This is a genomic window from Psychrosphaera sp. HA2-10 (assembly GCF_055693745.1).
The window spans coordinates 53,906-79,336 of sequence record NZ_CM146341.1 but is presented as its reverse complement, the minus strand read 5'-3'; the positions used below and the strand labels follow the sequence as shown (position 1 = coordinate 79,336).

Genomic DNA, 25,431 nt, shown 5'->3' with positions numbered 1-25,431 from the left:
AATGAGTAAAACAATTCAACGTGTTGTTGTTGTGGGCGGAGGCAGTGCAGGCTGGATAACGGCGGGCCTGATTGCCTCAAAGCTCAAATCTGTAAACGAAAAGCAAAATAGTACACGCTCTTTAGCTGTTTCAAATTCAGAAGCCACCACAGCAACGCCCATTCAGGTGACTTTAATCGAGTCTCCTGATGTAAAAACCATTGGGGTTGGGGAAGGCTCTTGGCCTACTCTCCGTCACACGTTGAAAACAATAGGCATCTCAGAAACGACTTTTATTCGTGAATGTGATGCCTCTTTTAAACAAGGTACAGAATTTTTGGGCTGGACCAACGGCAGCGACCGTTATTACCACCCATTTACTGTGCCTTTTTGTTACCCTCAAACAAATTCAGTTCAACCCCTGTGGGAAGCAACTGCTGCAACCCAACCTTTTGCTAATTTTGCCTCTCCACAGGGCCCTCTTTGCGATTTACACAAAGCGCCAAAGTCAATAAATGAGCCGGAATACGCTGGTTTTGTTAACTACGGATATCATTTTAATGCTGACAAACTAGGTGCCTTGTTAAAACAGCATTGTATCGAAAACCTTAACGTAGAATATATTTCCGATCATGTTGATGGTGTAGAGTCGATAGAAGGTAATGAAGCTAAAGAAAACCGAGATATCGCAGCCTTACATTTAACTAGACGAGGCCGACTAGCCGGCGACTTGTTTATAGATTGTTCGGGCTTAAAAGGCTTGTTAATTAGCGAGCATTTTAACGTGTCGTGGCAGTCACAAAAGCAGTACCTTTTTAACAATCGTGCACTCGCGGTTCAAATACCCTATAAAGATGACTCACAACCGATACCCTCTTGCACTAAATCAACCGCACAAGAGTCAGGTTGGATTTGGGATATTGCTTTGCAAAATAGACGTGGTACAGGCTTAGTTTACTGTTCTGATTTTCTAGATACGGATCAGGCAAAATCGGTATTAACCAATTATTTATCTAACACTAATACTGCCGAGCAACTAGCCGAACTCAAGTTCCGAGAAATTAAGTTTGACCCAGGCTACCGGCAAATATTCTGGCATCAAAACTGTGTTGCCGTTGGACTATCATCTGGTTTTATTGAGCCACTCGAAGCCTCTGCTATTGTGATGGTCGAACTATCGGCCCAGTTTATCGCCGACAACTTACCAAGCTCACAAAAACGCTTAAACGTTGTTGCTAAGAGATTTAACGAATTATTTAGCTATCGTTGGCAACAAATAATTAACTTTTTAAAATATCATTATGTTTTGAGCAAACGCCAGTCGCCATATTGGCTAGCACACCAAGACCCGCATTCTATTCCAGACTCACTGCAAGACATGATGACCTTGTGGCACGAACAAGAGCCCAACCATAAAGACCTATGGCACAACGATGAAATATTTTCTGCTGCCAGCTATCAGTATGTTTTATTTGGTATGCAAGGTCTTAATGGTCACGCGTTTGATGCACCGAAAATAACGTCTCAACAAGCTCATGATGCAATGAAACAACGTCAACAGCTTGACCAGCAAACAATACAATTGACCAATCACTTGCCAAACAATCAAGATTTGTTAGCTTTACTGTCGTCGCACGCTTTTAAATAACAGGATATTTAATGAGTCACCAAGCGCTTAACAATGTCATTCACAAAGATATTAAAATCATCACCGAACGTCACGCCAACTATGGTGATAACCAAAGCCTAGCGCATGTCTTTCCAATTGAATTTGCTCAATTACAAAACGACTTTCCGATTTTATTAAAACGAAATAATCAGGGCGATGCATACGAGTTTGTTGTTTTGATGGGTTTTGAAAAAGACCAAAATTTATTTTTGAGCAACAACCAGTGGCTCGCCGATTCGGTACCTTTAACGCTTGATAAAGGTCCTTTTCTGATTGGTTTTGAATTACAAATGGAACAGGGAGTGCCGGTTCAAACTCCAGTACTACATATTGATGTTGAGCACCCTAGAGTAAGCCAAAATCAAGGTGAAGCACTATTTTTACCACATGGTGGCAACACGGAATATTTAGAACGAATCAACAGTATTTTAATGGCAATTTATCAAGGGCATCAACAATCGCAACAGTTCATTTCGTTACTCGAGAAACACCAATTAATAGAACCTTTAAGTTTAAATATTACCTTTAAAAACGGTGATAAAAAGAACCTTACCGGCTTGTTTACTATTAACGAAGAAAGATTGCCCGCGTTGTCTGGTTCAGATTTAAGTGAATTCCACCAGCACGGCTTTTTATCCAGTATCTATATGATGCTCGCCTCATTGCCTAATATTAAAAAACTGGTTACTTTAAAGAATCAACAAGATTAATAATTTATAGGCCGGCGTTGTGAGCGAATACCAATCGATTGAAACAATAGACTTTCTTGGCCAAACAAATCTATTGCAGACCCTGCAAATGAGGAACACGCCCTTGGTTATAAAAGGGCTTGTGAATAATTGGCCTTTAACTCAACTTGCTAAGCAACCCGAGTTGGCCGTTTCATCGCTACTTAATAATGCAGCGCAACAATATGTCTACGTTAATCAAGCCAACCAAGAAACTAAAGGCCGCTTTTTCTATACCGACGATTTTACAGATAAAAACTTTACTCAATCGCCTCAATTATTAAAAGAATTTCTAACGGAGTTACTGAGTCGTACAAAAGATCATGGTACGACAGATTATCGCTATATGGCATCAACCTCTGTTGAATACTGCTTCCCAGGTTTGCTTACTGAACACCCTCTGCCAATCTCTCTACCATCACCATTAGTTAGCGCATGGTTGGGCACTCAATCTGTTGCTGCTACTCACTTTGATGTACCTCAAAATATTGCTTGTAACGTATTGGGACAGAGACGTTTTACGCTGTTTCCTCCCGAGCAACTCGATAATCTGTATATTGGTCCATTAGACTTTACTCCTGCGGGACAGCCCGTTAGTTTAGTGAATGTTAGTGATCCTGACTTAAACTTATTTCCAAAATTTGCAACGGCCATACAACATGGTTTTCAAGTGACATTGTGCCCCGGCGATGCACTCTATATTCCAAGCATGTGGTGGCATAACGTTGAGGCTCTGCAATCGGTCAATCTTCTATTCAATTATTGGTGGCAAGACACACCTACGTACTTAGGTGCGCCTATGGACGCACTTAAACATGCCATTTTAAGTATTAAGTCATTGTCGGTGAGCGAGCGAGAAGCTTGGCAAACGTTGTTTAACCACTATGTATTTGAGCATGAACAAACGCAATTGGATCACATCCCCACACAGGCACTCGGGATGCTAGATAGATTGGTGAACGGCGAGCGTGAAGTTGAAGACCGAACCCAAACAATAATTGAAAATTCAGCGGAGATGAAGGCCCGCGCGATTCGAGCTGATTTACTCAAGGCGTTAAATAAATAGACCGTTTGCTTTAACAAACTACAAAGCTCGGCAACCAATCTAGACTGCAAACAAAAAGGCCCTTTTAAGGGCCTTTTCTAAATCATAATCTGTTTAGTAGACTATCTAAACAATGTTAGTGAAAACAAGAATAAGCCTTGTCTTAGCGTAACGTGACGTACTCTTCCGCTGATGTTGGGTGTATTGCAACACACGCGTCAAAGTCTGCTTTTGTTGCGCCCATTTTAATCGCCACACCAAAGCCTTGAAGGATTTCGTCCATGCCAAGACCAATACCATGAATACCAACAACGCGCTCATTGTCACCAGCACAAATCAGTTTCATTTTTGTCATTTGGCGGTGTTCTGTTAAGGCCGTATACATAGCTGCAAAACTAGAGTTGTATACTTTTACATTGTCTTTACCATATTGAACAATCGCCTGCTCTTCAGTTAGGCCCATTGTTCCAATTGCTGGGTGACTGAATACAACTGTTGGTACATTTGTATAGTCCATAACAACATCAGTAATATTATTGAATAAACGTTCTGCCAAAATACGCCCTGCTTTAACTGCAACTGGCGTTAACTCTATTTTTCCGATGATGTCGCCTAATGCGTAAACGCCTGGAACGTTAGTTTCATGGTGCTCATCAACTGGAATATAGCCCCACTGATCGCGTTTAACTCCCGCTGCTTCAATATTGATGTTATCTGTACTTGGTGTTCGACCAATCGCCCAAATAACACAATCTGTTTCTACTTGAGTGCCGTTTTCAAATTCAAGCACTAAGCTACCATCAGCCTGTTTTACAACTCGTTTAGGCACGCTATGTGTTAATAATTCTATACCATCTTCAGCCATCATTTCGACAAGAGTTTCAGAAATCATAGTATCGAAATTACGTAAAGGTGCGTGTTTGCGAACCGCTAATTTGGTTTCTGTGCCTAGGCTATTTAATACGCCAGCTAATTCAACCGCAATATAACCTGCACCTACGACAACGGTTCTTTTTGGTTGCTCGTTTAGGTCAAAAAAGCCATCAGAGTCGATACCTAACTCAGCACCCTCAATTGCCGGCCAAGTAGGACGACCGCCAGTAGCTATCGTAATATGGTCAGCGGTGTATTGCTTGCCATCTACTTCAATCGTTTTGGCATCAACAAACTTAGCAAAGCCATTAATAACAGTAACGTTGTTATTACCTAATACGCGATCGTAAGAACCGTGAATTCTTTTGATATAGGCTTCACGACTCGCAACAAGCTTGCTCCAATCAAATTTATTAACCGTTACATCAAAACCATAATCAGGGCTATATTTATGAATAGCCTCGGCTACTTGTGCGCCAAACCACATGGCCTTTTTAGGTACACAACCTACGTTTACGCAAGTACCGCCCATTGCTTTCGCTTCTACTAGTGCTACTTTAGCGCCACGCATTGCTGCTCTGTTCGCCGATGCAATACCACCGCTTCCGCCACCAATGGCAATATAGTCAAAATGAGTTGTCATAAATCTGATCCTGTAAAATTACTATCCCGTAAGGATATGGGCTACGATGAATAAAACCAAATAGAATTAATAGATAATCATCATCGATATTTTTATTCTAATACAAAACCTTGTAAAACAGGGTTGTCGCACCTATTTATTAACTAATTATTTTAATCACCGCTGACAAGGTCGTTTATGTCTGAATCTAACAACCCATTATTATCTGATTTCCAATTACCGCCATTTTCAAAAATCAAACCGGAGCATGTTAAACCGGCTGTTGAGGCGTTGATTAAAGAATGCAAAGAAGCCATTGAAAAAGCCGTTTCTGAGGTAGAGCCAACTTGGAAAACCTTAGTAGAAGACGTTGAAAAAGCAGACAATAAATTATCAAAAGCCTGGTCACCTGTTTCTCACATGAACTCGGTAGTGAGTACTGACGAAATGCGTGACGCGTACGAATCTTGCCTGCCTATTTTAAGTGAATATGGCACTTGGGTTGGTCAACATGCCGAACTATTTAAAGCCTACGAGAACCTAAGTAAATCTAGTCAGTTTGATTCTCTTAATGCTGCTCAGCAAAAAGTCATTACCAACGCACTTCGTGATTTCAAATTATCCGGTATTGATTTACCACCAGAGCAACAAAAACGATATGGCGAAATTCAAAGCCGCCTTTCAGATTTAAGCTCACAGTTTAGTAATAATGTTTTAGATGCAACTCATGCATGGCAAAAAGTGATTACTGATGAATCTGAACTAGCGGGTCTTCCTGAGTCTGCTATAGCGGCAGCGAAACAAATGGCTGAAATGAAAGAGCTTGACGGTTACCTGTTTACCCTTGATTTCCCAAGCTACTTACCAGTGATGACGTACTCTGATAACGCGTCTTTGCGCCAAGAAATGTACACAGCATTTACCACTCGAGCGTCTGAACAAGGCCCTAACGCCGGTGAATTTAATAATACAGATATCATGGAAGAGATCATGGCGCTTCGTCATGAGGTATCTAATTTACTTGGCTTTGACAGTTACGCGGATAAGTCTGTCGCAACAAAAATGGCCACATCGCCTGAACAAGTAACTGAGTTTTTAACGCAACTTGCAGAAAAATCGGTACCTCAGGCCAAACAAGAGGTGGCTGAGCTTAAAGCGTTCGCTAAAGATGAGCATGGCGTTTCAGACCTAAATCCTTGGGATTACACTTACTACGGTGAAAAGTTAAAACAAGCTAAATACTCTATTTCAGACGAACAGTTACGTCCTTATTTCCCAGCTGAAACCGTTGTAAATGGCCTGTTTAAAACAGTAGAACGTTTGTTTGGCATTACCGTTCAAAAACATCCAGAAACTGTTGATACTTGGCATAAAGATGTTCAGTTTTTTGATATTTACGATCAAGAAAGTGAATACCGTGGCAGCTTTTTCTTAGACCTATATGCTCGCGAGAAAAAACGTGGTGGCGCTTGGATGGACGATTGCCAAGGTCGCATTAAATTTTCCACTGGCGAATTACAATCCCCTATCGCTTATTTAACGTGTAACTTTAATCAGCCTATTGGCGATAAACCTGCCCTGTTTACGCACGATGAAGTAGTTACTTTGTTCCACGAGTTTGGACATGGTATTCATCACATGCTGACACAAGTAGACGAAGCTGCGGTTTCGGGTATAAATGGTGTTGCTTGGGATGCCGTTGAATTACCAAGTCAGTTTTTAGAAAACTGGTGTTTTGAAGAAGAAGCCTTGGCCTTTATTTCTGGTCACTATGAAACGGGTGAGCCATTGCCTAAAGACTTGTTAGACAAAATGCTGGCGGCTAAAAACTTCCAATCAGCAATGATGATGGTTCGCCAATTAGAGTTCAGCCTGTTTGACTTTAGGATCCACGCGGAATACCAACCAGAGTCCGGCGCTCGTATTCAAGAGATACTAGATGACGTAAGAACTACAGTATCTGTGATTACGCCTCCATCATTTAACCGTTTCCAACATAGCTTTGGACACATCTTTGCAGGTGGTTACGCTGCGGGTTACTACAGCTACAAATGGGCTGAAGTATTGTCAGCTGATGCCTTTTCTAAATTTGAAGAAGACGGTATCTTTAATTCAACAACAGGTCATTCATTCTTAACCAATATTTTAGAACGTGGTGGAAGCCAAGAGCCAATGGAGCTATTTAAAGCCTTCAGAGGTCGTGAGCCAGAAATTGATGCTCTGCTTCGTCACTCAGGTATTGCAGCCTAAAGTTTTAAACATTTAAAGGCTTCGCCGCGTATTGGTTTTTCGTAAGCCAAGCGCGGCTTTTTAGTAATAAGTCATCGAGAATAAAATATGAGCATTAAAAACCTCGAGCCGTTTCGAGATATATTAAACCGAGCGATTGAACGCAAAGGCAGTAAAAGCATTGTTTTTGCGATGGCAGGTGTTAACGAGCCTAAACCTGATTTAGCACAAATCTCTGATGACAGATGGTTAGCTCAGTTTAGTAAACAAATTTTCCAAAGTGGGTTTGTTTGGCGCGTTGTGGAACAAAAATGGCCTGGTTTTGAGGAAGTGTTTTTTAATTTTGATATTGAAAAGATGCTGATGATGCCCGACGAAATGTGGGAAGCAAAATGCAAAGACGAACGCATTATTCGTAACGGCAAAAAAGTGATGTGTATAAAAGACAACGCGCAAATGATCTATGAGGTATCCCAAGAACATGGTTCTTTTGGTCAGTTTATTGCTAATTGGTCTAAAGATGATGTGATAGGATTGTGGGCTTATTTAAAAAAGCATGGCGCCCGACTTGGCGGCAATACCGGGCCTTATGCACTAAGATTTTTAGGCGTTGATACTTTTCTACTGAGTCGCGACAATGAGGCTTACTTTAGAGCTTACAAACTCATTGATGGAGGCCTCAATACTAAAAAGAGCCAAACTATGATCCAAGATTGTTTTAAACAATGGCATGACGAAACCGGATTTGGGTACTCTGCGCTAAGTCGCATACTCTCTTTTTCCGTTGGCGACAACGTAGTAGGCATGAGATGAGTGAACAAACCTCAACAATGAAGTTTTTTCAATGGCAACAAGCCCCTTTAAGTATTATTGAATTAACTGAAAAATTTGATTGGCAACAAGTCAACTATCAACCAACCGATGAGCTTCATGCTATTTTTGAAGACGATCAACTTAAGCTCACCATTGATGGCAAAACAAAAATCTCTGTAGACTTTGCCGGTGGCGCTAATGCCCACAGACAAAAGTTTGGTGGCGGCAAAGGTCAAGCGGTTGCTAAGGCAGTGGGATTAAACAAAGGTGCAACACCAACGGTACTAGATGCAACGGCTGGCATGGGTAAAGATGCCTTTGTGTTGGCCTCATTGGGCTGCAAAATGACCTTAGTTGAGCGCCAAATTCCCGTTTATCTCATGCTTGAAGATGGTTTTAGACGCGCCGAAGAAAGTGGAACTTTACCTTGGTTTGGTGAACGCATGACCGTCATTAATGACTCCTCTCAAAATGCGTTACAAACGGCCATCGACAATAAAGATGAATACGATGTAGTTTATCTTGATCCTATGTTTCCGCATCGAGAAAAATCAGCCGCGGTAAAAAAAGACATGGCGATTTTTCAACAGTTTGTAGGCACCGACGACGATGCAGATGAATTACTGCCTTTAGCCATGCAAGTGGCGAGTAAAAGAGTTGTTGTGAAACGACCTGACTATGCTCCTTTTTTAAACGGGCAAACGCCAAGCACTCAAATTAAAACAAAGAAAAATCGTTTTGATGTTTATGTCAAAGCGGCCATGAAATAGATGCGCAGATAACAAACAGGATTATATTATGATTAAAGTAAATGAAGCATTACCAAACGTAGATTTTCAGTTTCGCAAAGACGGCTCAACAGTAACAACAAATACAGCGGAGTTATTCGCAAATAAGAAGGTCGTACTTTTTGCTGTGCCAGGCGCGTTTACGCCGACTTGTTCAGAAGCGCACGTGCCAGGTTATGTTGCATTGGCAGATAAAATTAAAGCAAAAGGTGTTGATAGTATAATTTGTATTTCGGTTAACGACGCCTTTGTAATGGACGCTTGGGGCAAGGCTCAAAATGCCGACGAGCTTATTATGCTTGCTGATGGTGGCGCGGATTTTCATAACCAAACAGGCCTAAGTAAAGATACTGGTTTATTTGGTGGTATTCGTGCCCTTCGCTACTCAATGTTAGTGGAGAATGGTGTTGTGACTCAATTAAATGTAGAAGCGCCACAAGAGTTCAAAGTCAGTGACGCTGAAACCATACTGTCGCAGCTTTAATTAGGCTCTTTTTTACTTCGACCATTCAGCAGGTTTGTTAACCACATGCCTGCTAATACCGCTGCAAAAAATACAATAAAGTCTGGCTTTAATGTAACTAACTGAACCAGCCCAGGACCAGGACAAATACCACTTAACCCCCAGCCTAAACCAAACAATACTGATCCTAAAATCAAGCGTAAATCCACCAGCTTAAAGTCACTTAAAGAAAAACTATTTGCCATCAACGGCGCAGAACGTTTTGCAGTCCAACGCCACGCAATCATCATAATGACCATAGCTACTGCCATGACAAAAATTAGGCTTGCATCCCACTTTTCGCCTACGGTTAAAAAGTTAATCACCTTCGCGGGGTTTGTCATTTGGCTAATGATAAGACCAAGTCCAAAAACTATACCCACAACTAAAGTTAAAGAAAAAGTAACGACTTTATTTTTCATCTAACCACTCCTCAACCTAACCAATACATAGCATTGGCTGTTATAAATGCAATAGCCATAAAAGTGATCGTAGCGACCCAGGAACGAGCGGAAAAGCGAGACATGCCACAAACGCCATGGCCACTAGTACAACCGTTTGCCAGTGACGTACCGACGCCAACTAGTAAACCTGCAACCACAATTAACCACAATGGTAAATCAAGCTCACCAACAAGAAGGTCTGGTTGAACGAACTGTACTATAACCCCGGCGATTAGCAGCCCAGCAACAAATACTAACTTCCAGCCACCACCTTTTTGAAGCGGGTTTAACAAAGACTGTACAGCACCAGATATACCCGCCACCTTGCCAAACACAACTAACAAAACAGCGCTCGCGATGCCGATAAGCGCGCCACCAATGGACGCACTAATTGGAGTAAATTCGGTTAACACAATTAAAACGCCCACTCTAATGAAGCCGCAAAGCCCATTTGACTCATTTCAAGGGTGATGTCTTGGTTAGGCGCAAGCATATTACTGCCTTTTACTGACTTTGATGGTGAGTAGAAAGCCATTACGCTCAACTTAGTATTATCACCTACCAACTGTGTTAAACCGGCGGTGTAATGCCATTCTTGAACGCCAGGCGCCAAAATATTAAATAATGTTTGAGTTGAAGGAATTGGTTGTTCGCCATAAGAAACGCCTAAACGCAACTTTTGCTCTGCAGTACGCTGCCATTGCCAACCAAACTTAACCACTGACATGTCTTCCCAGCCAAAACCAGCACCGTTGTCTGCACCTAAAGGCGCAACCATTAAATTGCTTAACGGATTCGCAATACTGTTTACTTCACCGTAATTAATTTTCTGCCAATCGACTAAAAATTGATGTTCAGCAGACGCTTGCCACGCAACACCAACTTGCAATGAACTTGGTAAGTCAAAACCACCTTGTTCTGCAAACAAGCCAGCATATTTATCAAATTCATCCATAGATACCGACGAACGATAGCTAAAACCAACACGTAATGGTTCTGATATTTGGTGTTGAATACCTACTTGAAGACCAAAACCGGTAGTAGTGTCCGTGCCTTGATTTGACAGATTCTCTGGCGATGATGAAAAGCCACCAAAGCTCGCTAAACCCGTTGCCTTAAACTGTTGAACCACAAGCAAAGGTGCAAAACCAACTTGTGTTGATTCAGAGACTTTATAACTAAAGGTTGGGCTGATGAATAACTGCTTAAGATCAACACCGGTTTTACCTGCGTAAAAAGTACCTTGTTCAGTTGTCGGCGCGGCGTACTCTGTATTCATACCGCCATTCGCATAAACCACAAGGCCTGCATCCCATTTGTCATTAAGCTTTTTACCAATCGCAAACTCAGGGATCAGAAAAACAGAATTGTCACTTTCTTTACCCGGTGACTGAAGATAAAAGCCTTCTGGCGCATAAAAGTCTGGTTGGGAAATACGATACTCACGATCAGGAGAAAAAAGCTCAGCGCCCACTATGATGCCCGTTTTACCGTTTAAGTAATCAAGGTTTAAGGCAGCAGGATTTGTAGCCGCAGACATTAAGTCTTCTGAAATGGCAACGCCGGCACCGGCCATACCTTTGTGACTTGTCCCATAACCATGAGTAAAGTAGCCGTTAGTGGCGTTGACAGAAGGAGATGCAGCAATACTCGCTGCTATTACAGTTAATGCAAATTGCTTTTTCATTTATAAAACCTTGGCTAAATATTATTGGCAGATATTAGCCAAGGTTTATTATTCCAAAAAAGAATTTAAAAAGATTATATATGTTAAAAATGAATAAGGAGCATCACTTGAAATCAAGGTAATGCTCCAATAATCGATTCTAAGGTTGGCTCTTTAACATATGCATAGCCGCACTCGTTGATATTAAGAAGTTAGAGCTTCCATCTTCATTGTGCTTAAATTTAATACCACGCCTTGAGCCATGTCCAATCATTGCAGGACTGCTCCAAATAGTTTTACCACTGGCATTCAACTTATGCAACGTGACACTATTGCTATTGTTATAGCTGAAGGTGTCATTGACATTTGATCCAATAAAAATGTCTTGCTCTAGCGTTTTTGACTTATCAACGGTCAAATCAAAAGTATAAGAAGGCACCGTGAATACATTCGACTGAACTAGTTTGTCATTGGCAATATCATAAACAATTATTTTACTGCCATTATTAGACCAACGGTTTTCTCTCGCTAAACACATTAACTCTTGTTGCTCATCTGTATCCAAGTTGGCAAATTCTACTCGTGCGCAATATTGTTCAACAGAGTCTAACTCAACAAAATTACTCGAGCCTAACTCAAGAATAGTTAACGTTTCATCCGCCGTTACTAACATTTGAGAACCGGCCACTTTAGCAATGGCAATATCATAAAGCGTTGAGTCCGCTTTGTGTGCCCCCAAAATGACTTGGTTGTTAATATCGATTGCATTAACGGTATTTGAATTAATATAAATCGCGTCATCAAAAGAGTCGCCATTAAGATCATCAGCGAGAATTACACTTATATTATCATCATAACTACCATCTAACTCCCAATGAACAGATAGATCACTAAGTTGAAGTGCCGTAAAAGAACCATTGTAGTTACCAGTCATCGATACAAAAACATCATCTTCTCCGTCATTGTTGAAATCAGTCAATGCGGCAAGAGAACTACTACCCCAGCTAGAGCCAAGCTCCTCACTTACCGTAACCTTACCTTCTGCAGAAACGGTGGCAAAACGACTACCTCCATAACCACTTTGGGTCGAAGGTACCAAAAACACGCCTTCATCACTTGTATTATTCTTTGTCCAGCCCACACTTGAGAAGTTATCCAGTTGAACAGATGTAGCTCTTTCTTTTATTTCAGAATCAGCTCCATTGATGTCGGCTACAACAAAAGCATCTTCGCCAGTTGAGCTTTGCCCAGTTCCCCAATGGACTTCTAAATTGCCATCATTGTCACTATCGCCCACGCTCAGTGATTTTGAACCATGGCCTTGCATATTTAATTCCCAAATCTTACTTAACGCACCGTTTAAGTAATCATATGCCGTAATATTACCCCATTGACAGTCCCCTACCAATAATTCATCAGCTGCGTCATCATCGATATTTGCGCTGTATATTCCGCAAACATTAAATATGTCAAGGGTATAAAGTTCTTCTTTAGTCACTGCAGAAAAAATAGCTACACTCTCCCAACTGTCAGCTCCCGCTATTTCGTCAACACCGTCGCCATTAAAATCACCGGCAGTTACATAGCTTGAACCAAACTTAGTACCACTAAACCACTCATTGGCCCAACTTTCGCCATCATAAACTCGACCATTGTTAATTATTAATTCAAGCGCACTGTCGCCGTCCACATTCGCAAAAACAATCTCTGAGCTATCACCGACACTTGTTTGAAATAAAGCCTCCGATGGATTGTCAAAGCTAACAACCTTTAGTTCTAATTCCGATGAATATCTATCTTGGCTAATCAAATAAGCAATTTCTAGCTCACCATCATGATTGCTGTCTGCGACTGCGGCAAATTTAATACCGGCTTCATTTATAAGTGTAGTGGCTGTTGAATTTAAGTCGTGGATAAGGCGAATACCCTCATCCGTGATAACTAAAATTTCTAATTGACTATCATCGTCTACATTTACACCTATAACTTGTCTAATTTGGTTATCGTCGTAGCTGTAATTAGAGTCACTAACTAATAAAAATGGATAGAGCCAAGATTGACTATAGTCGCCACCTGATTCAGAAACTAAGAACACTCGACTTTTTGAATCAGTCGATAATATTTCGTTTTTACCGTCACCTGTAAAGTCACCTACCCACATAGAGTAATTGGAAGTTGGGACTTCTATTCCTGAACGTGCCATTGGCATCTTTACATTAGAATTTACCGCTAATGATGCTGAAAGCGTCTCTGCGTCGTTGGCTGGATTAGAGAAATTAAAAATATATTCTTGATCAGGAAATAGCTGATTTGTCGGCACTTGCCATGAAACCACCCCTTCTGCATCAATTGATGCATTATCCGGCCCAGACACCAGCGTCGCTTTGGTGGTACCAGACTCGTCTGATACAAGGTCAGGATCAATAACTTTAGCGGTGAAGGTAACACTGTCTCCCGCATTAATTTTATCTGGTAAACCTGATAATTGAATTTCCCCCGGCGAGTCATTAATTTCGATAGTACGACGTGCGCTTTCTGTGTGATTATTTCCATCAGAAACAACCATAGCGACTTCCAGCTTATCGCCAAACACTGCAATATAAGCCGGTAAAATATTACTAACCTGATCTTCAATTAAGTTGTCGTTTAAGTACCAACGATAACTGACAATTAGATCTTCTTGAGGTGTATCAGAGTCATAATAGTAGCCAGGTGTTACTTCAATCGGAGTTTTAGTAGTAATGTCGTAACTATTTACATATGGCGCATTTACAACTGGTGGTAAGCTCAACATATCAACCGGAGATAGGGTGATATTTGTCAAATCTGCATCTACAAAACTATAATAAGAACCAACATATGCGGCTTCTTCAAATGAACCGTCGTTATCGCTATCTAGCAAAAACTTGATAGTATCAAAATTTTTGAAATCAAGTTGCGTTGTAACATTTCCGATGAACGTAAACGTATACTCGTCTGGCTGTCCGTAATTAAATGCTCCATTGCGTTTGTATGTAACTTTACCAAATTGCGAGTCTATTAGACTCCCTGATTCAGAAATCAATTCGTGACCTGTGACGTAATCATATTCATAGTCATAGCTGGTTTCTTTTACGAATTGTTGTTGACTATCCACATGTTTATATAAAAAGTTACTATTCAACTTTAACTGGCTTTGCTCACTGTCTTCACTATCGTTCAAGTAAACATGGTTACGCCCAGTGATTGTGTATTGTTCGCTACTCTCTCCATTAATAAAGGAGATATTGTTCAAGAATGATTTGTATTCAATTGAGGGATATTGATAGTTCGTTATCTTTACAACTTCAGTGCCGTTAATATTTTGAATATTATAAAATGAGCAGTTTTCATACGTTATAGTGATTGTTGATACGGCTCCCTGCACATAGTTGCCAGATAATTTCATGGCGCCACTTTCATCACAGTTTATTTGCGGGCGACTCGCACCATCTTCTAGCCATTCCATTAAATAACTACGATTCACCCCCCAAAATCTAATCCTGTCTTTACCGAAGGCATGGTTAAAAAAGTATTGGGTGTCTACTAAGGACATACCTGAAGTATCTTTATTGCCTTTGTAGTCGTTAATTATTTTTGAATCGTAAGCACGGTCCAATTCCGACGCCGAATATTCAGCAGGAGAGTTTATGATATCTTGATAAGTTATCGTGTTGTTCGGAGATTCATCACTCGATGATCCAGAACAACCTGAAAGGCTAAGTAAAATAGTAGGGATTAGGGAGCAACGCAGGTAAGTTTTCATCACTTTCTCTTGTTTTAGTCCATTAAATACCAAGATAGAATAACGAGAGTTTAAACTTCAAATTTTCTAACTCGACGAATTGGTGGCTAGAATAGTGCCATTTTTGCCTAAATTCAATTAAAAATTGGGCATGATAAACATCTGATTTTAAGATTTTAATTTCTTCATATTGCGATAGCTTGAGTAGCTATACACCACTAACGCGGCCCAAATAAATCCAAAGGTGACCCAACGTTCTTGGTCGAACTGCTCGTGGTAATAGAAAACGGCGAACATAAACATAATGCTTGGCCCAATGTATTGGAAAAAGCCTAAAGTAGAGTATTCAAGTCTGCGAGCCGCCTCTACAAAACATAATAACGGCGCTGTGGTTACAAGTCCTGCACCAATAATTAACGCATTTAAGTACCAGCTATTTTCTAATAAATTAGCCGCTGGGCTGTCAGCAAAGCCATACCAATAGACAATCGCTGGTAATATCAATACTAGCGATTCTATTAATAGTCCCGGCATTGCGTCTACCGCTGCTAATTTCCTTATTAAACCGTATATTGCAAAGCTAATTGCCAAACTAAACGCGATTATAGGAAACGAACCAAAAGTAACCACTTGAATCATTACGCCAACGACTGCAAGTGCTACTGCGGTATATTGTAATTTAGATAGTCGTTCTTTTAGGAATAAGGTGCCTAAGGCGATGTTAAGTAGCGGATTAATGTAATAACCTAAACTTGCGTCCAGAATGTGGTCGTTGTTAATAGACCAAATGAATAACCACCAATTAAAGCCTAGTAATGAGGCACTAACGACAAGGACCAATAGCGTTTTTGGTTCGGTTAATATCGCCTTCACCTTGTGTAAGTTTTTACGAAGACCAATGATGACTACTAGCAATAATGCAGACCAAATCACTCGGTGAGCAAGAATTTCTAACGACGGCATGAACTGTAGCTGTTTAAAAAACAGAGGTGCTAAGCCCCACATGACAAAAGCAAAAACTGCGTAAATCATGCCGTGTTTAGTTTCTATTTTCATTGAGTGTTCTCTAATTAGGTAATAACGAGTTAAGCAATAACGATTTATTTAACATTGACTTAGGTAGTAATACCATTGGAGCAAGCTGTTAATTAAAGCCATTTAGTTGGGTTAAGTACAATTGAATCAAGTTGGATTAACCAACTAGGTAAGTCCCGGTGCCAAAGGCAATTTGATCGCCTTTATTATTATGTAGCTCCATGCGACACACACAAACTCGGCTGCCAGAACGAATGAGTTTAGCCGACGCGATAAACTCGTCGCCTCGACCTGGACGTAAATAATCCGTTCGTAAATCGATAGTACCTACACGTTTAGTAAATTCGATTAATTGTTCTTGGCTTTCAATATTCATTGAGTCTAAACGGCTATAAATAGCAAGAATGCCACCGACGGTATCCAACGCCGTAGCGGTAACGCCACCATGTAAGATTTTTTGCATTGGATTGCCCATTAGCTTGTCATCCCACGCAAATCGAATTTCCGCTTTATCGGCATCACAAATAGTAATGTTTAACCCTAAATTCTTATTAAAGTTCAGGCTATTAAATACATTGGTTAGCCACTGCTGAATTTCTTGTTTAGATAACATACTTTTCCCTGCCCAAGTTTGAGCCTGAGATGTTACAATGCTCTCCAAGTTGTGTCACATCAAAAATAAGAATCTTTTGTCTGAATTAACAAACTCTCCAATTGGCGTTTTAAAACAAGTATTTGGTTACTCTGATTTCAGAGATGGCCAACAAGCTGTAGTAGAAGCAAGCCTAACGGGTCAAGATGTAATGGTACTGCTACCAACTGGTGGTGGTAAAAGTCTGTGTTACCAAATTCCATCTTTGTTATTAGACAAAGTAACTATTGTTGTTACGCCTTTATTATCGTTAATGAAAGACCAAGTAGATCAACTACTAGAATCTGGTGTGCCGGCAGCATTTGTGAACAGCCAGCAGACTCGCGAAGAGCAAATGCAGGTGCTCAATCAGGTTCAGCACAACGAAATAAAAATTTTATATGTGTCGCCAGAGCGTCTTTTACAGTATCAGTTCTTGGAACATATTAAGTACTGTGGTGTTGGTTTATTTGCAATTGATGAAGCCCATTGTTTGTCGCACTGGGGTCATGACTTCCGCCAAGACTATCTTCGCTTAAGCATGATTAAGCAGCACTTCCCAAATGTACCGATTATGGCGTTAACGGCGACGGCCGATCGTGCCACCCGATACGACATTGCGGCGCAACTACAATTACAAGATCCCCTGATCCATATTGGTAGCTTTGATCGACCTAATTTGCGTTACACCATCGAAGAGAAATTTAAACCGCTTAGTCAGCTAATGACCTTTTTAAAGACGCAATCTGATCAATCGGGAATTATATATTGTTTGAGTCGAGCTCGAGTGGATGATATTGCTGAAAAGTTGATTGCTAAAGGCTATCGTGCTGCGGCTTATCACGCAGGTTATGACACAGAAACTCGGAATAGAGTTCAAGAGCAGTTTCAACGCGACCATATACAAATTGTTGTTGCTACCGTAGCGTTTGGCATGGGTATTAACAAACCCAACATTCGTTTTGTCGTGCATTATGATTTACCCCGCACCATAGAAAGTTATTATCAAGAAACAGGCCGTGCAGGTCGTGACGGACTACCTGCAGAATGTCTATTGTTTTTTGATTCGGGTGATGCGCCTCGTATTAAAAAAATGATTTCCGACAACCCCAATGAAGAACGGGTGAAAGTAGAACTGCAGCGCTTTAATGCGATGGTGGGATTAGCCGATGCACAAACCTGTCGACGCCAAGTATTACTGAATTACTTTAACGAATTTAGTAATGATGCATGTGGAAACTGCGATATTTGTTTAGATCCACCTAAGTCTTTTGATGCGACATTGCCGGCCCAACAAGCCTTATCTTGTATTTATCGATGTGAACAACGTGTCGGTATTGGTCATATTATTGATGTGCTTCGCGGTAGTCTGAATAGTCGTGTCCGAGACCTAAATCACGACCAACTATCTACGTTTGGTATAGGTAAAACACAAAGCCATGAGTTTTGGGTCAGTATTATTCGCCAACTAATTCATCGTGGTTTTGTAGAACAAGATATTAGTCGAAATAGTCAGTTGTTACTTACCGACAGCGCTAGGCCTATTTTAAAAGGTGAAGTTGTACTTATGTTGGCAGAGCCAAGAATTGGCCGTAAGGTATACGACGAAAAACCATTGTTGGTTAACTATGACAAACGACTCTATGCAAGACTTAAAAGCTTACGTCGGTCGATTGCAGATGAACATGATGTGCCACCATTTGTGGTGTTTAACGATGCTACGTTAGTCGATATGGCCAATAAATTGCCGACTAATCAACGTCAAATGCTCGCAGTGTCAGGCGTAGGTGAAACAAAACTAAAACGTTACGGCGATGCCTTTATTCAAGTAATACAAAGACATTTAGAAAGTGGCGTCTAGTAAATAAAAAGGCAGTCACTACACTGCCTCTATGCATTACGAATTACGAATTACGAATTACGAATTACGAATGATTATTTTAACGAAGCGTAATACGCCGCAACATTAATCATATCGGCTTCCGTCAGCATGGTTGCCATTGGCTTCATAATCGCATTTTCACGCTCGCCAGATTTAAACGCTTTTAATTGTTGCACTATATATGCAGGCTTTTGACCTGCTAAATTTGGGTAAGTTGGAATTGCACTTATTCCATTCGCTCCATGACAAGCAGCACATGTGGCCGCTTTTGCTTTACCCGCTTCAATATCAGCGGCTTGAATGTTCGTTGATAACGCAGCAAAAGCTGCAACAACTAATAAAATCGCTTTTTTCATATATACTCCGGTTGTCGAAACAAAATAAACTTTACAAAGCTAACTGCTATAAAAAGTAACACTAAATCTAAAAAACAGCGAACAGCGTAAAGTATTTTACTAATTTTTTCTTAAGCCAGATCAAAAGGCCCGCAAATAATCATGTCAAAACCAAGCAATGTATTTACCCCAAAATTTAACAATACTTATATCAAATGGTTACCTGAGCTTGGTCAATTAGTAACGCCCGCTCGTTTCGAAACACCCGCTTGGTTAATAACCAGCGAACACGTCGCTGACTTATTACAGAACCACAATGAAGAAAACGCCACTAGTTCAGAGGTTTGGCATTCTAAAGACATGTTAGCTTGGTTTGCTGGGCAAACAAACCTACCCGGCGCGCAACCTTTAGCACAAAAATATACAGGTCATCAGTTTGGTCATTACAACCCGCAACTAGGTGACGGTCGAGGTTTATTATTGGGTGAACTGCAAACTGACAATGGCCGATGGGACTTACACGTCAAGGGAGCTGGGCAAACGCCTTACTCCAGGTTTGGCGATGGACGTGCCGTAGTACGTAGTAGCATTCGCGAATTTTTAGCATCGGAAGCGCTGTATCACATGGGGATTCCAAGCTCTCGTGCGCTCGGTGTTTTTACCACAGGCGAGCAAGTCCAACGTGAAACGTTAGAGCCAGGCGCGGCATTAATTCGAGTTTGTCCAAGCCACATTCGGTTCGGTCACTTTGAAAATGCGTTTCATCATGGCGATGCAGACTTACAACGGCGTTTAGTCGAATATTGTGTAGAGCATGTATTGCCACGCACCCATGATGACTTAAACGAGTTAAATCAAATCGCAGATCCGAGCATCGAACAAAAAACCTTAGCTCTGTTTCGTTTTGTCATTCGCCGTACTGCAGAAATGGTCGCTAAATGGCAGGCGTTTGGGTTTTGTCACGGTGTAATGAATACCGACAACATGTCGATTCTCGGCATTACTTTTGATTTCGGTCCATATGGCTTTTTAGATCAATACAACCCAGAACATATCTGTAATCACTCAGATCATTCAGGTCGATATGCATTTGACGAACAACCGGGCGTTGCACTTTGGAACCTAAATGTTCTAGGTCATTCGCTTTCTGGCATCCTTGATGAACATACGCTCCGTACTGAACTGCAAAATTACGAACCACACTTACTGGCAGAATATTCCAACCTAATGCGCAGTAAAATGGGCTTTATAAATCAACAAGCTGACGATCGAGTTTTATTAGGTGAACTGCTAAATATAATGGCAGAAAATAGAACTGACTATACCATCGCATGGCGCACTTTAAGTGAAGTGCAGGCCCCAGAAAGCGACACCTCACCGTTTGTTAATTTGTTTGTTAACCGCACACAAGCGCAAGCTTGGCTAGATAAGTACAAACAACGTCTATCCCTTGAGACTACAACAGCATCTCAGCGCACGTTACAAATGAACGCGGTAAACCCGAAGTACATATTGCGTAATTACTTAGCACAGCAAGTCATTGAGGCTGCCGAACAAGGCGATACTCAACCGCTAAAAACACTATACGAAGTATTGCAAAAACCCTTTGATGAACAACCGCAACATCAAGAGTTCGCCAAACATCCACCAGCATGGAGCGAAGAGCTGAGCATTTCATGCAGCAGTTAGAGGTTATTAAACGAAAGTAAGCGTCTACTTATGTTTCAGTTCCATCAAGGACAAAGGCAAATTGTGGACACTTAAACATTGAGATTTTAACCGCTGTAAACGTATAATGACGGCATCAATAAAGGAACTTATTAAATGAACTTATCAGTAGTTATTTTAGCGGCCGGTAAAGGCACGCGCATGAAATCTAGCCTTCCAAAGGTTTTACATCCAGTCGCCCATAAACCTATGGTGCAACACGTTATCGATGCATCGAAGGCGCTTAACTCAAACAATATCACTATGGTTTATGGTCATGGTGGTGAGCAATTAAAAGAAGTGCTTGCTGCAAATAAAGTAAATTGGGCACTTCAAGCAGAACAAAAAGGCACAGGTCACGCGGTAAAAGTGGCTAACGAATTTATGCCTGATGACCAAACCATTCTTATTTTGTACGGCGACGTACCACTAATTCAAACCGAAACGTTAGAGCGTTTATTGGCAGTTAAACCTGAAAAAGGCATTGCACTATTAACGGTTAAACTAGATAACCCAACAGGTTATGGCCGTATTGTGCGTGATGAGAACAATAAAGTAGTTGGCATTGTTGAACAAAAAGACGCCAACCCAGAACAGCTTCTAATTAACGAAGTAAATACTGGCATTATGGCTGTAAATGGCGATTTGTTAAAAGGTTGGTTAGCTAACTTGTCTAGCGATAATGCGCAAGGTGAATACTATCTAACTGATGTAATAGCGATGGCAAATAAAGCTGGCTATGCCATCAACACCGCACATCCAGAGAGCGGTATTGAAGTAGAAGGCGCAAACAACCGAGTTCAGCTTGCGACTTTAGAACGTGAATATCAACGTCGTGCGGCAGAGCAGTTAATGTTAGCAGGTGCTTCGATGCGCGATCCGGCTCGCATTGATATTCGTGGTGATGTGACCGTTGGTCATGATGTGTCTTTAGATGTAAACGTTGTATTTGAAGGGACCGTAGTCCTTGGTGACAATGTGACCATTGGTCCAAACTGTGTACTAAAAGACTGTGTCATTGAAAATGGCGCAACGATTGAAGCAAACTCTTTAGTTGATGATGCAAAAGTCGGCACAAATGCTCAAATTGGTCCATTTGCTCGTTTACGTCCTGGTGCGGTTGTGGGCAACAAAGCCAAAGTGGGCAACTTTGTTGAAATGAAAAAGTCATCACTTGGCGAAGGTTCTAAAGCAAATCATTTCTCATATTTAGGCGATGCTACAATTGGCGCTGGCGTTAACATTGGTGCAGGCGTGATCACAGCCAACTACGACGGTGTGAATAAGTTTAAAACGGACATCAAAGACAACGCATTTATTGGCACAAATTCAACATTAGTTGCGCCGATCACTATTGAGGAAAACGGTTTTGTTGCCGCAGGTTCAACAGTGACTAAAAACATTGATAAAGACGGCCTTGCTATTGCTCGTGGCAAGCAGCGCAACATTGAAGGCTGGAAACGTCCGGTTAAAGACTAAACTCAAACCGAACGCCACTACGGTAATCGATAATATAGACCGATGTTGAAGACGCCTGATCTAATCAGGCGTTTTTTGTATTACCACCCTCAACTTGTTACAAACGCGCATTTTTCATTCTCATAAAACAAAATAAAAACATTTCTTGATCTAAATCAATTACAGTTTTAAACTTTCAGTAATTTCTGAAACTTCAATAGAGAAAGTAATGAGAATGACACCAAAGATAGAAACGTTTGTTATGCACTGTGGTGAAATGGGCAGTCGCTGGGGTTTTAATCGAACTATTGGACAAATGGTTGGATTGCTCATTGTCAGTGAACAACCTCTTACCGCTGTTGATTTATCAGAAACTCTTAACATATCTCGTGGCAACGTCAGTATGGGCATAAAAGAGTTACAAAGCTGGCGTCTAATCAAAACAAAACATATTCCAGGCGATCGCAAAGATTATTATGAACCGGCCGGTAGCATTTGGGATCTTGCCACTCAAGTATTTGAAGAGCGCAGAAAGCGTGAAATGGACCCCACATTATCTTTGCTTCGCTCCGTCATTATTGAAGAGCCAGCCAATCAACAAGAGCAATACGCTCAAGACAAAATGATGGAAATTCACAACCTATTAGAGTCAATAACTTTATGGGCGAGTGAGTTACAAAGTATGAATCCAGACAAATTAAAAACTTTAATGAAACTGGGCGCAGGCGTTGGCAAGGTACTCGACATGAAAGACAAGTTACTAAGCAATACAAAAACAAAATGACGCACTGTTAATAATGTTTGACCCGCAAATGCTTTTGGAGGCATTTCATGTTAGATACACTTATTTTATCGCGGATTCAGTTTGCCGCTAATATTAGTTTTCATATTCTGTTTCCAACCATAACTATTGCCTTATGTTGGTTTTTGTTATTTTTTAAAATCAGGTTTGATCAAACGCAAGATCCTATTTGGATGCGTGCATATCGATTTTGGGTAAAAGTATTTGCACTAACATTTGCCCTCGGTGTAGTCAGTGGTATCACTATGTCTTTTCAGTTTGGTACCAATTGGCCCGGTTTCATGGAAAAAGTCGGCAATGTGGCAGGGCCGTTACTAGGTTACGAAGTGCTTACCGCCTTTTTCTTAGAGGCTACCTTTTTAGGCATCATGTTATTTGGAATAAAACGAGTGCCACCTAAGGTTCATACGATTGCTACCGCAGTTGTCGCATTTGGAACGACTTTGTCGTCATTCTGGATATTGTCGCTAAACTCTTGGATGCAAACCCCACAAGGCTTTGAAATAAGAGACGGTGTAGTATTTCCAGTCGACTGGATGGCCATAATTTTTAACCCTTCTTTTCCTTATCGCTTTAGTCACATGTTAATTGCGTCGGCAATAACCGCAAGCTTCTTAATTGCAGGAATTAGTGCTTATAGAATCTATCGGGGCGATAAAAAACGGGCACCAAGACTTACACTCAAAATTGCGTTAGCTGCCGCTATGATCTTAACGCCGTTACAGGCTTTTGTCGGGGATTTACATGGGCTTAATACATTAAAACATCAACCTCAAAAAGTCGCAGCAATGGAAGGAGTATGGGAAACCGAAAAAGGTGCACCTTTACTATTGTTTGCCATTCCCGACGAAAACACCCGTAGTAACCACTTTGAAGTTGCTATCCCGAATTTAGCGAGTCTTATCTTAACTCATGATATGGATGGCGAAATTAAAGGATTAAATGAGTTTGAAGGTAAACATCCTCCTGTAAAGCCCGTTTTCTTTGCTTTTAGAATTATGGTGGGTCTAGGATTACTAATGATGTTGGTTGCTTGGTGGTGCGGACTGAAAGTCTTACGCGACAAAAACTTATCAACAATACAACTTAAAATATTAATCGCAATGAGCTTTTCTGGCTGGGTAGCGACACTTGCTGGATGGTACGTCACAGAAATTGGACGTCAGCCCTATTTAGTGTCAAATGTGTTAACCGTCGAAGAGGCCGTTACCACTATCGCACCAACAAATGTGGTTTTTAGCCTTGTGCTTTATCTCGTTGTGTATGCCTTTTTATTATTGGCATACCTTTACACCATTTTTGTTATGGCTAGACGTGCTGTTGAAATTGAAGAGATACCTCTCGAGTCAAAAGAAAATAATATTCAAACTGCGCTTACTGGAGATACTCATGCTTGAACAAGACTCTTTAGCCGTTGTATTCATTTTTTTAATGGGACTATCTGTGCTTATTTATGCCATTTTAGATGGTTACGACTTAGGCGTCGGTATGCTTTTACCACTAGACAATGATAAACATGCCGACACTATGATTGCCAGCATAGGTCCATTTTGGGACGCGAATGAAACTTGGTTAGTGTTAGCTGTTGGCTTATTACTCATTGCTTTTCCTGAAGCTCATAGTCATATTTTGAAAGAGCTATACATCCCCGCCACATTGCTTTTATTAGGACTCATTCTAAGAGGTGTGGCCTTTGATTTTAGAGCCAAAACAAAATTTAGCCATAAGCCGGTTTGGAATGTCGCATTTAAGCTTGGTTCTTGGTTAGCGTCTTTCACGCAAGGTTATATGTTAGGCGCTTATGTAACGGGTTTTGCAACCGACGGATTTAGCATTGCCTTTGCGCTGTTAAGTGGCTTTGGCGTTTGCGCTGCTTATTGCTTTATTGGTGCTACTTGGTTAGTAATGAAAACAGAAGATGGTTTGCAAGCCTGGTCTATTAAAATAGCTCGCGCATCTTTGTTGATTGCTTTTTTAGGCACAGTATTAGTGTCTATTGCCAACTTAATCTTAAACCCAGTGGTGTATACAAAATGGTTTAGCTGGCCCGTTGGCTTCTTTTTGTTACCCATTCCGTTAGTTTGTGCCGTGTTGTTCGCCTTTTGTTATAAAGCATTGGCTAAGTTAGAATCTAAGCCAACCTTTGCAGCTGGTTTCCCTTTTATTTTAGCCGCCTTGATTTTTACTCTTAGTTTTATCGGTCTTGGTTATAGTTTTTATCCATATATTGTGCCCAACGAATTAACCATTTGGCAGGCTGTTGCGGCGAAAGAATCACTAAACTTTTTACTGTATGGGGCTGTCATCGTTGTTCCAACAATTTTAGCTTACACCGTTTATTCATATCGAGTATTTTGGGGTAAGGTTCAGGAACTAAGATATTATTAGGCTCTGCATTTATACCAAATATTGCTTTTGTTAAACTGTGGCAACGTTTTTTCCAGAAAATTTTTAATAATTA

21 protein-coding genes are annotated in these 25,431 nt (G+C 40.9%); 13 read left to right on the top strand and 8 right to left on the bottom strand.

The genetic code is table 11. The annotated features are described in order from the left end of the window. Position 1 precedes the first annotated feature (1 nt). The 3 genes from ACZ1GV_RS00365 (at position 2) to ACZ1GV_RS00355 (ending at position 3,442) form a co-directional block, all read left to right on the top strand. Positions 2–1,627, top strand: coding sequence for a tryptophan 7-halogenase (locus tag ACZ1GV_RS00365; RefSeq protein ID WP_472674747.1), 1,626 nt, complete (start codon positions 2–4; stop codon positions 1,625–1,627). 11 nt (positions 1,628–1,638) lie between these two features. After that, the gene (locus tag ACZ1GV_RS00360; protein ID WP_472674746.1) at positions 1,639–2,358 is read left to right on the top strand and encodes a SapC family protein; all 720 of its coding nucleotides are present in this window, start codon (positions 1,639–1,641) and stop codon (positions 2,356–2,358) included. An 88-nt stretch (positions 2,359–2,446) separates the two neighbouring features. Next, entirely contained in the window at positions 2,447–3,442 is a 996-nt protein-coding gene (locus ACZ1GV_RS00355; protein ID WP_472675847.1) for a cupin-like domain-containing protein, read from the top strand. A gap of 142 nt (positions 3,443–3,584) precedes the next feature. Here the strand turns inward: ACZ1GV_RS00355 and gorA are convergent, their stop codons facing one another. Beyond that, positions 3,585–4,937, bottom strand: a complete 1,353-nt coding sequence (gene gorA / locus ACZ1GV_RS00350) for a glutathione-disulfide reductase (RefSeq protein ID WP_472674745.1) — start codon at positions 4,935–4,937, stop codon at positions 3,585–3,587. Positions 4,938–5,114: 177 nt separating this feature from the next. Here gorA and prlC point away from each other — a divergent pair, with 177 nt between their 5' ends. The 4 genes from prlC to ACZ1GV_RS00330 all read left to right on the top strand — a co-directional run bounded on the left by prlC (position 5,115) and on the right by ACZ1GV_RS00330 (position 9,230). Then, positions 5,115–7,166 carry an oligopeptidase A gene (gene prlC, locus ACZ1GV_RS00345; protein ID WP_472674744.1) on the top strand — a complete coding sequence of 684 codons (2,052 nt, stop codon included), beginning with the start codon at positions 5,115–5,117 and terminating at the stop codon, positions 7,164–7,166. An 87-nt stretch (positions 7,167–7,253) separates the two neighbouring features. Beyond that, on the top strand, positions 7,254–7,958 hold the full coding sequence (locus ACZ1GV_RS00340; protein WP_472674743.1) for a DNA-3-methyladenine glycosylase I: 705 nt from the start codon (positions 7,254–7,256) through the stop codon (positions 7,956–7,958). Continuing rightward, a complete protein-coding gene (locus tag ACZ1GV_RS00335; protein WP_472674742.1) occupies positions 7,955–8,728 on the top strand; it encodes a class I SAM-dependent methyltransferase in 774 nt (257 codons plus the stop codon). Before ACZ1GV_RS00340 ends, ACZ1GV_RS00335 begins: the two co-directional genes overlap by 4 nt. A gap of 28 nt (positions 8,729–8,756) precedes the next feature. Further along, positions 8,757–9,230, top strand: a complete 474-nt coding sequence (locus tag ACZ1GV_RS00330) for a redoxin family protein (protein ID WP_472674741.1) — start codon at positions 8,757–8,759, stop codon at positions 9,228–9,230. Here the strand turns inward: ACZ1GV_RS00330 and ACZ1GV_RS00325 are convergent. The 6 genes from ACZ1GV_RS00325 to ACZ1GV_RS00300 form a co-directional block, all read right to left on the bottom strand. Next, positions 9,227–9,670: a DUF6691 family protein gene (locus ACZ1GV_RS00325; RefSeq protein WP_472674740.1), complete on the bottom strand. Its 444-nt coding sequence runs from the start codon at positions 9,668–9,670 to the stop codon at positions 9,227–9,229. The genes ACZ1GV_RS00330 and ACZ1GV_RS00325 overlap by 4 nt on opposite strands. Before the next feature lie 11 nt (positions 9,671–9,681). Further along, complete coding sequence (locus tag ACZ1GV_RS00320; protein ID WP_472674739.1) at positions 9,682–10,104, bottom strand: YeeE/YedE family protein; 423 nt, start codon at positions 10,102–10,104, stop codon at positions 9,682–9,684. Between the two features lie 2 nt (positions 10,105–10,106). Continuing rightward, positions 10,107–11,378 (bottom strand): OmpP1/FadL family transporter, encoded by a 1,272-nt coding sequence (locus ACZ1GV_RS00315; protein ID WP_472674738.1) that lies wholly within the window; start codon positions 11,376–11,378, stop codon positions 10,107–10,109. A gap of 139 nt (positions 11,379–11,517) precedes the next feature. Continuing rightward, the gene (locus ACZ1GV_RS00310) at positions 11,518–15,141 is read right to left on the bottom strand and encodes a hypothetical protein (RefSeq protein ID WP_472674737.1); all 3,624 of its coding nucleotides are present in this window, start codon (positions 15,139–15,141) and stop codon (positions 11,518–11,520) included. Positions 15,142–15,288: 147 nt separating this feature from the next. Beyond that, positions 15,289–16,176 (bottom strand): EamA family transporter RarD, encoded by an 888-nt coding sequence (gene rarD / locus ACZ1GV_RS00305; protein ID WP_472674736.1) that lies wholly within the window; start codon positions 16,174–16,176, stop codon positions 15,289–15,291. Between the two features lie 136 nt (positions 16,177–16,312). Beyond that, complete coding sequence (locus tag ACZ1GV_RS00300) at positions 16,313–16,768, bottom strand: thioesterase family protein (RefSeq protein ID WP_210560510.1); 456 nt, start codon at positions 16,766–16,768, stop codon at positions 16,313–16,315. Positions 16,769–16,805: 37 nt separating this feature from the next. Between ACZ1GV_RS00300 and recQ the strand changes: the two genes are divergently transcribed. Continuing rightward, positions 16,806–18,647 (top strand): DNA helicase RecQ, encoded by a 1,842-nt coding sequence (gene recQ / locus ACZ1GV_RS00295; RefSeq protein ID WP_472674735.1) that lies wholly within the window; start codon positions 16,806–16,808, stop codon positions 18,645–18,647. Positions 18,648–18,721: 74 nt separating this feature from the next. On the opposite strand, the gene ACZ1GV_RS00290 is transcribed toward recQ, so the two are convergent. Then, positions 18,722–19,024: a c-type cytochrome gene (locus ACZ1GV_RS00290; protein WP_472674734.1), complete on the bottom strand. Its 303-nt coding sequence runs from the start codon at positions 19,022–19,024 to the stop codon at positions 18,722–18,724. A gap of 141 nt (positions 19,025–19,165) precedes the next feature. On the opposite strand from ACZ1GV_RS00290, the gene ACZ1GV_RS00285 reads away from it, so the two are divergent. The 5 genes from ACZ1GV_RS00285 to cydB all read left to right on the top strand — a co-directional run bounded on the left by ACZ1GV_RS00285 (position 19,166) and on the right by cydB (position 25,358). Continuing rightward, positions 19,166–20,692, top strand: a complete 1,527-nt coding sequence (locus ACZ1GV_RS00285; RefSeq protein ID WP_472674733.1) for a protein adenylyltransferase SelO — start codon at positions 19,166–19,168, stop codon at positions 20,690–20,692. A gap of 135 nt (positions 20,693–20,827) precedes the next feature. Then, positions 20,828–22,189, top strand: a complete 1,362-nt coding sequence (gene glmU / locus ACZ1GV_RS00280) for a bifunctional UDP-N-acetylglucosamine diphosphorylase/glucosamine-1-phosphate N-acetyltransferase GlmU (RefSeq protein ID WP_472674732.1) — start codon at positions 20,828–20,830, stop codon at positions 22,187–22,189. A gap of 208 nt (positions 22,190–22,397) precedes the next feature. After that, positions 22,398–22,952 (top strand): GbsR/MarR family transcriptional regulator, encoded by a 555-nt coding sequence (locus ACZ1GV_RS00275; protein WP_472674731.1) that lies wholly within the window; start codon positions 22,398–22,400, stop codon positions 22,950–22,952. 47 nt (positions 22,953–22,999) lie between these two features. Continuing rightward, a complete protein-coding gene (locus ACZ1GV_RS00270; RefSeq protein ID WP_472674730.1) occupies positions 23,000–24,367 on the top strand; it encodes a cytochrome ubiquinol oxidase subunit I in 1,368 nt (455 codons plus the stop codon). Continuing rightward, positions 24,360–25,358: a cytochrome d ubiquinol oxidase subunit II gene (cydB, locus tag ACZ1GV_RS00265; protein WP_472674729.1), complete on the top strand. Its 999-nt coding sequence runs from the start codon at positions 24,360–24,362 to the stop codon at positions 25,356–25,358. The genes ACZ1GV_RS00270 and cydB overlap by 8 nt, the downstream gene beginning before the upstream one ends. Positions 25,359–25,431 lie beyond the last annotated feature (73 nt).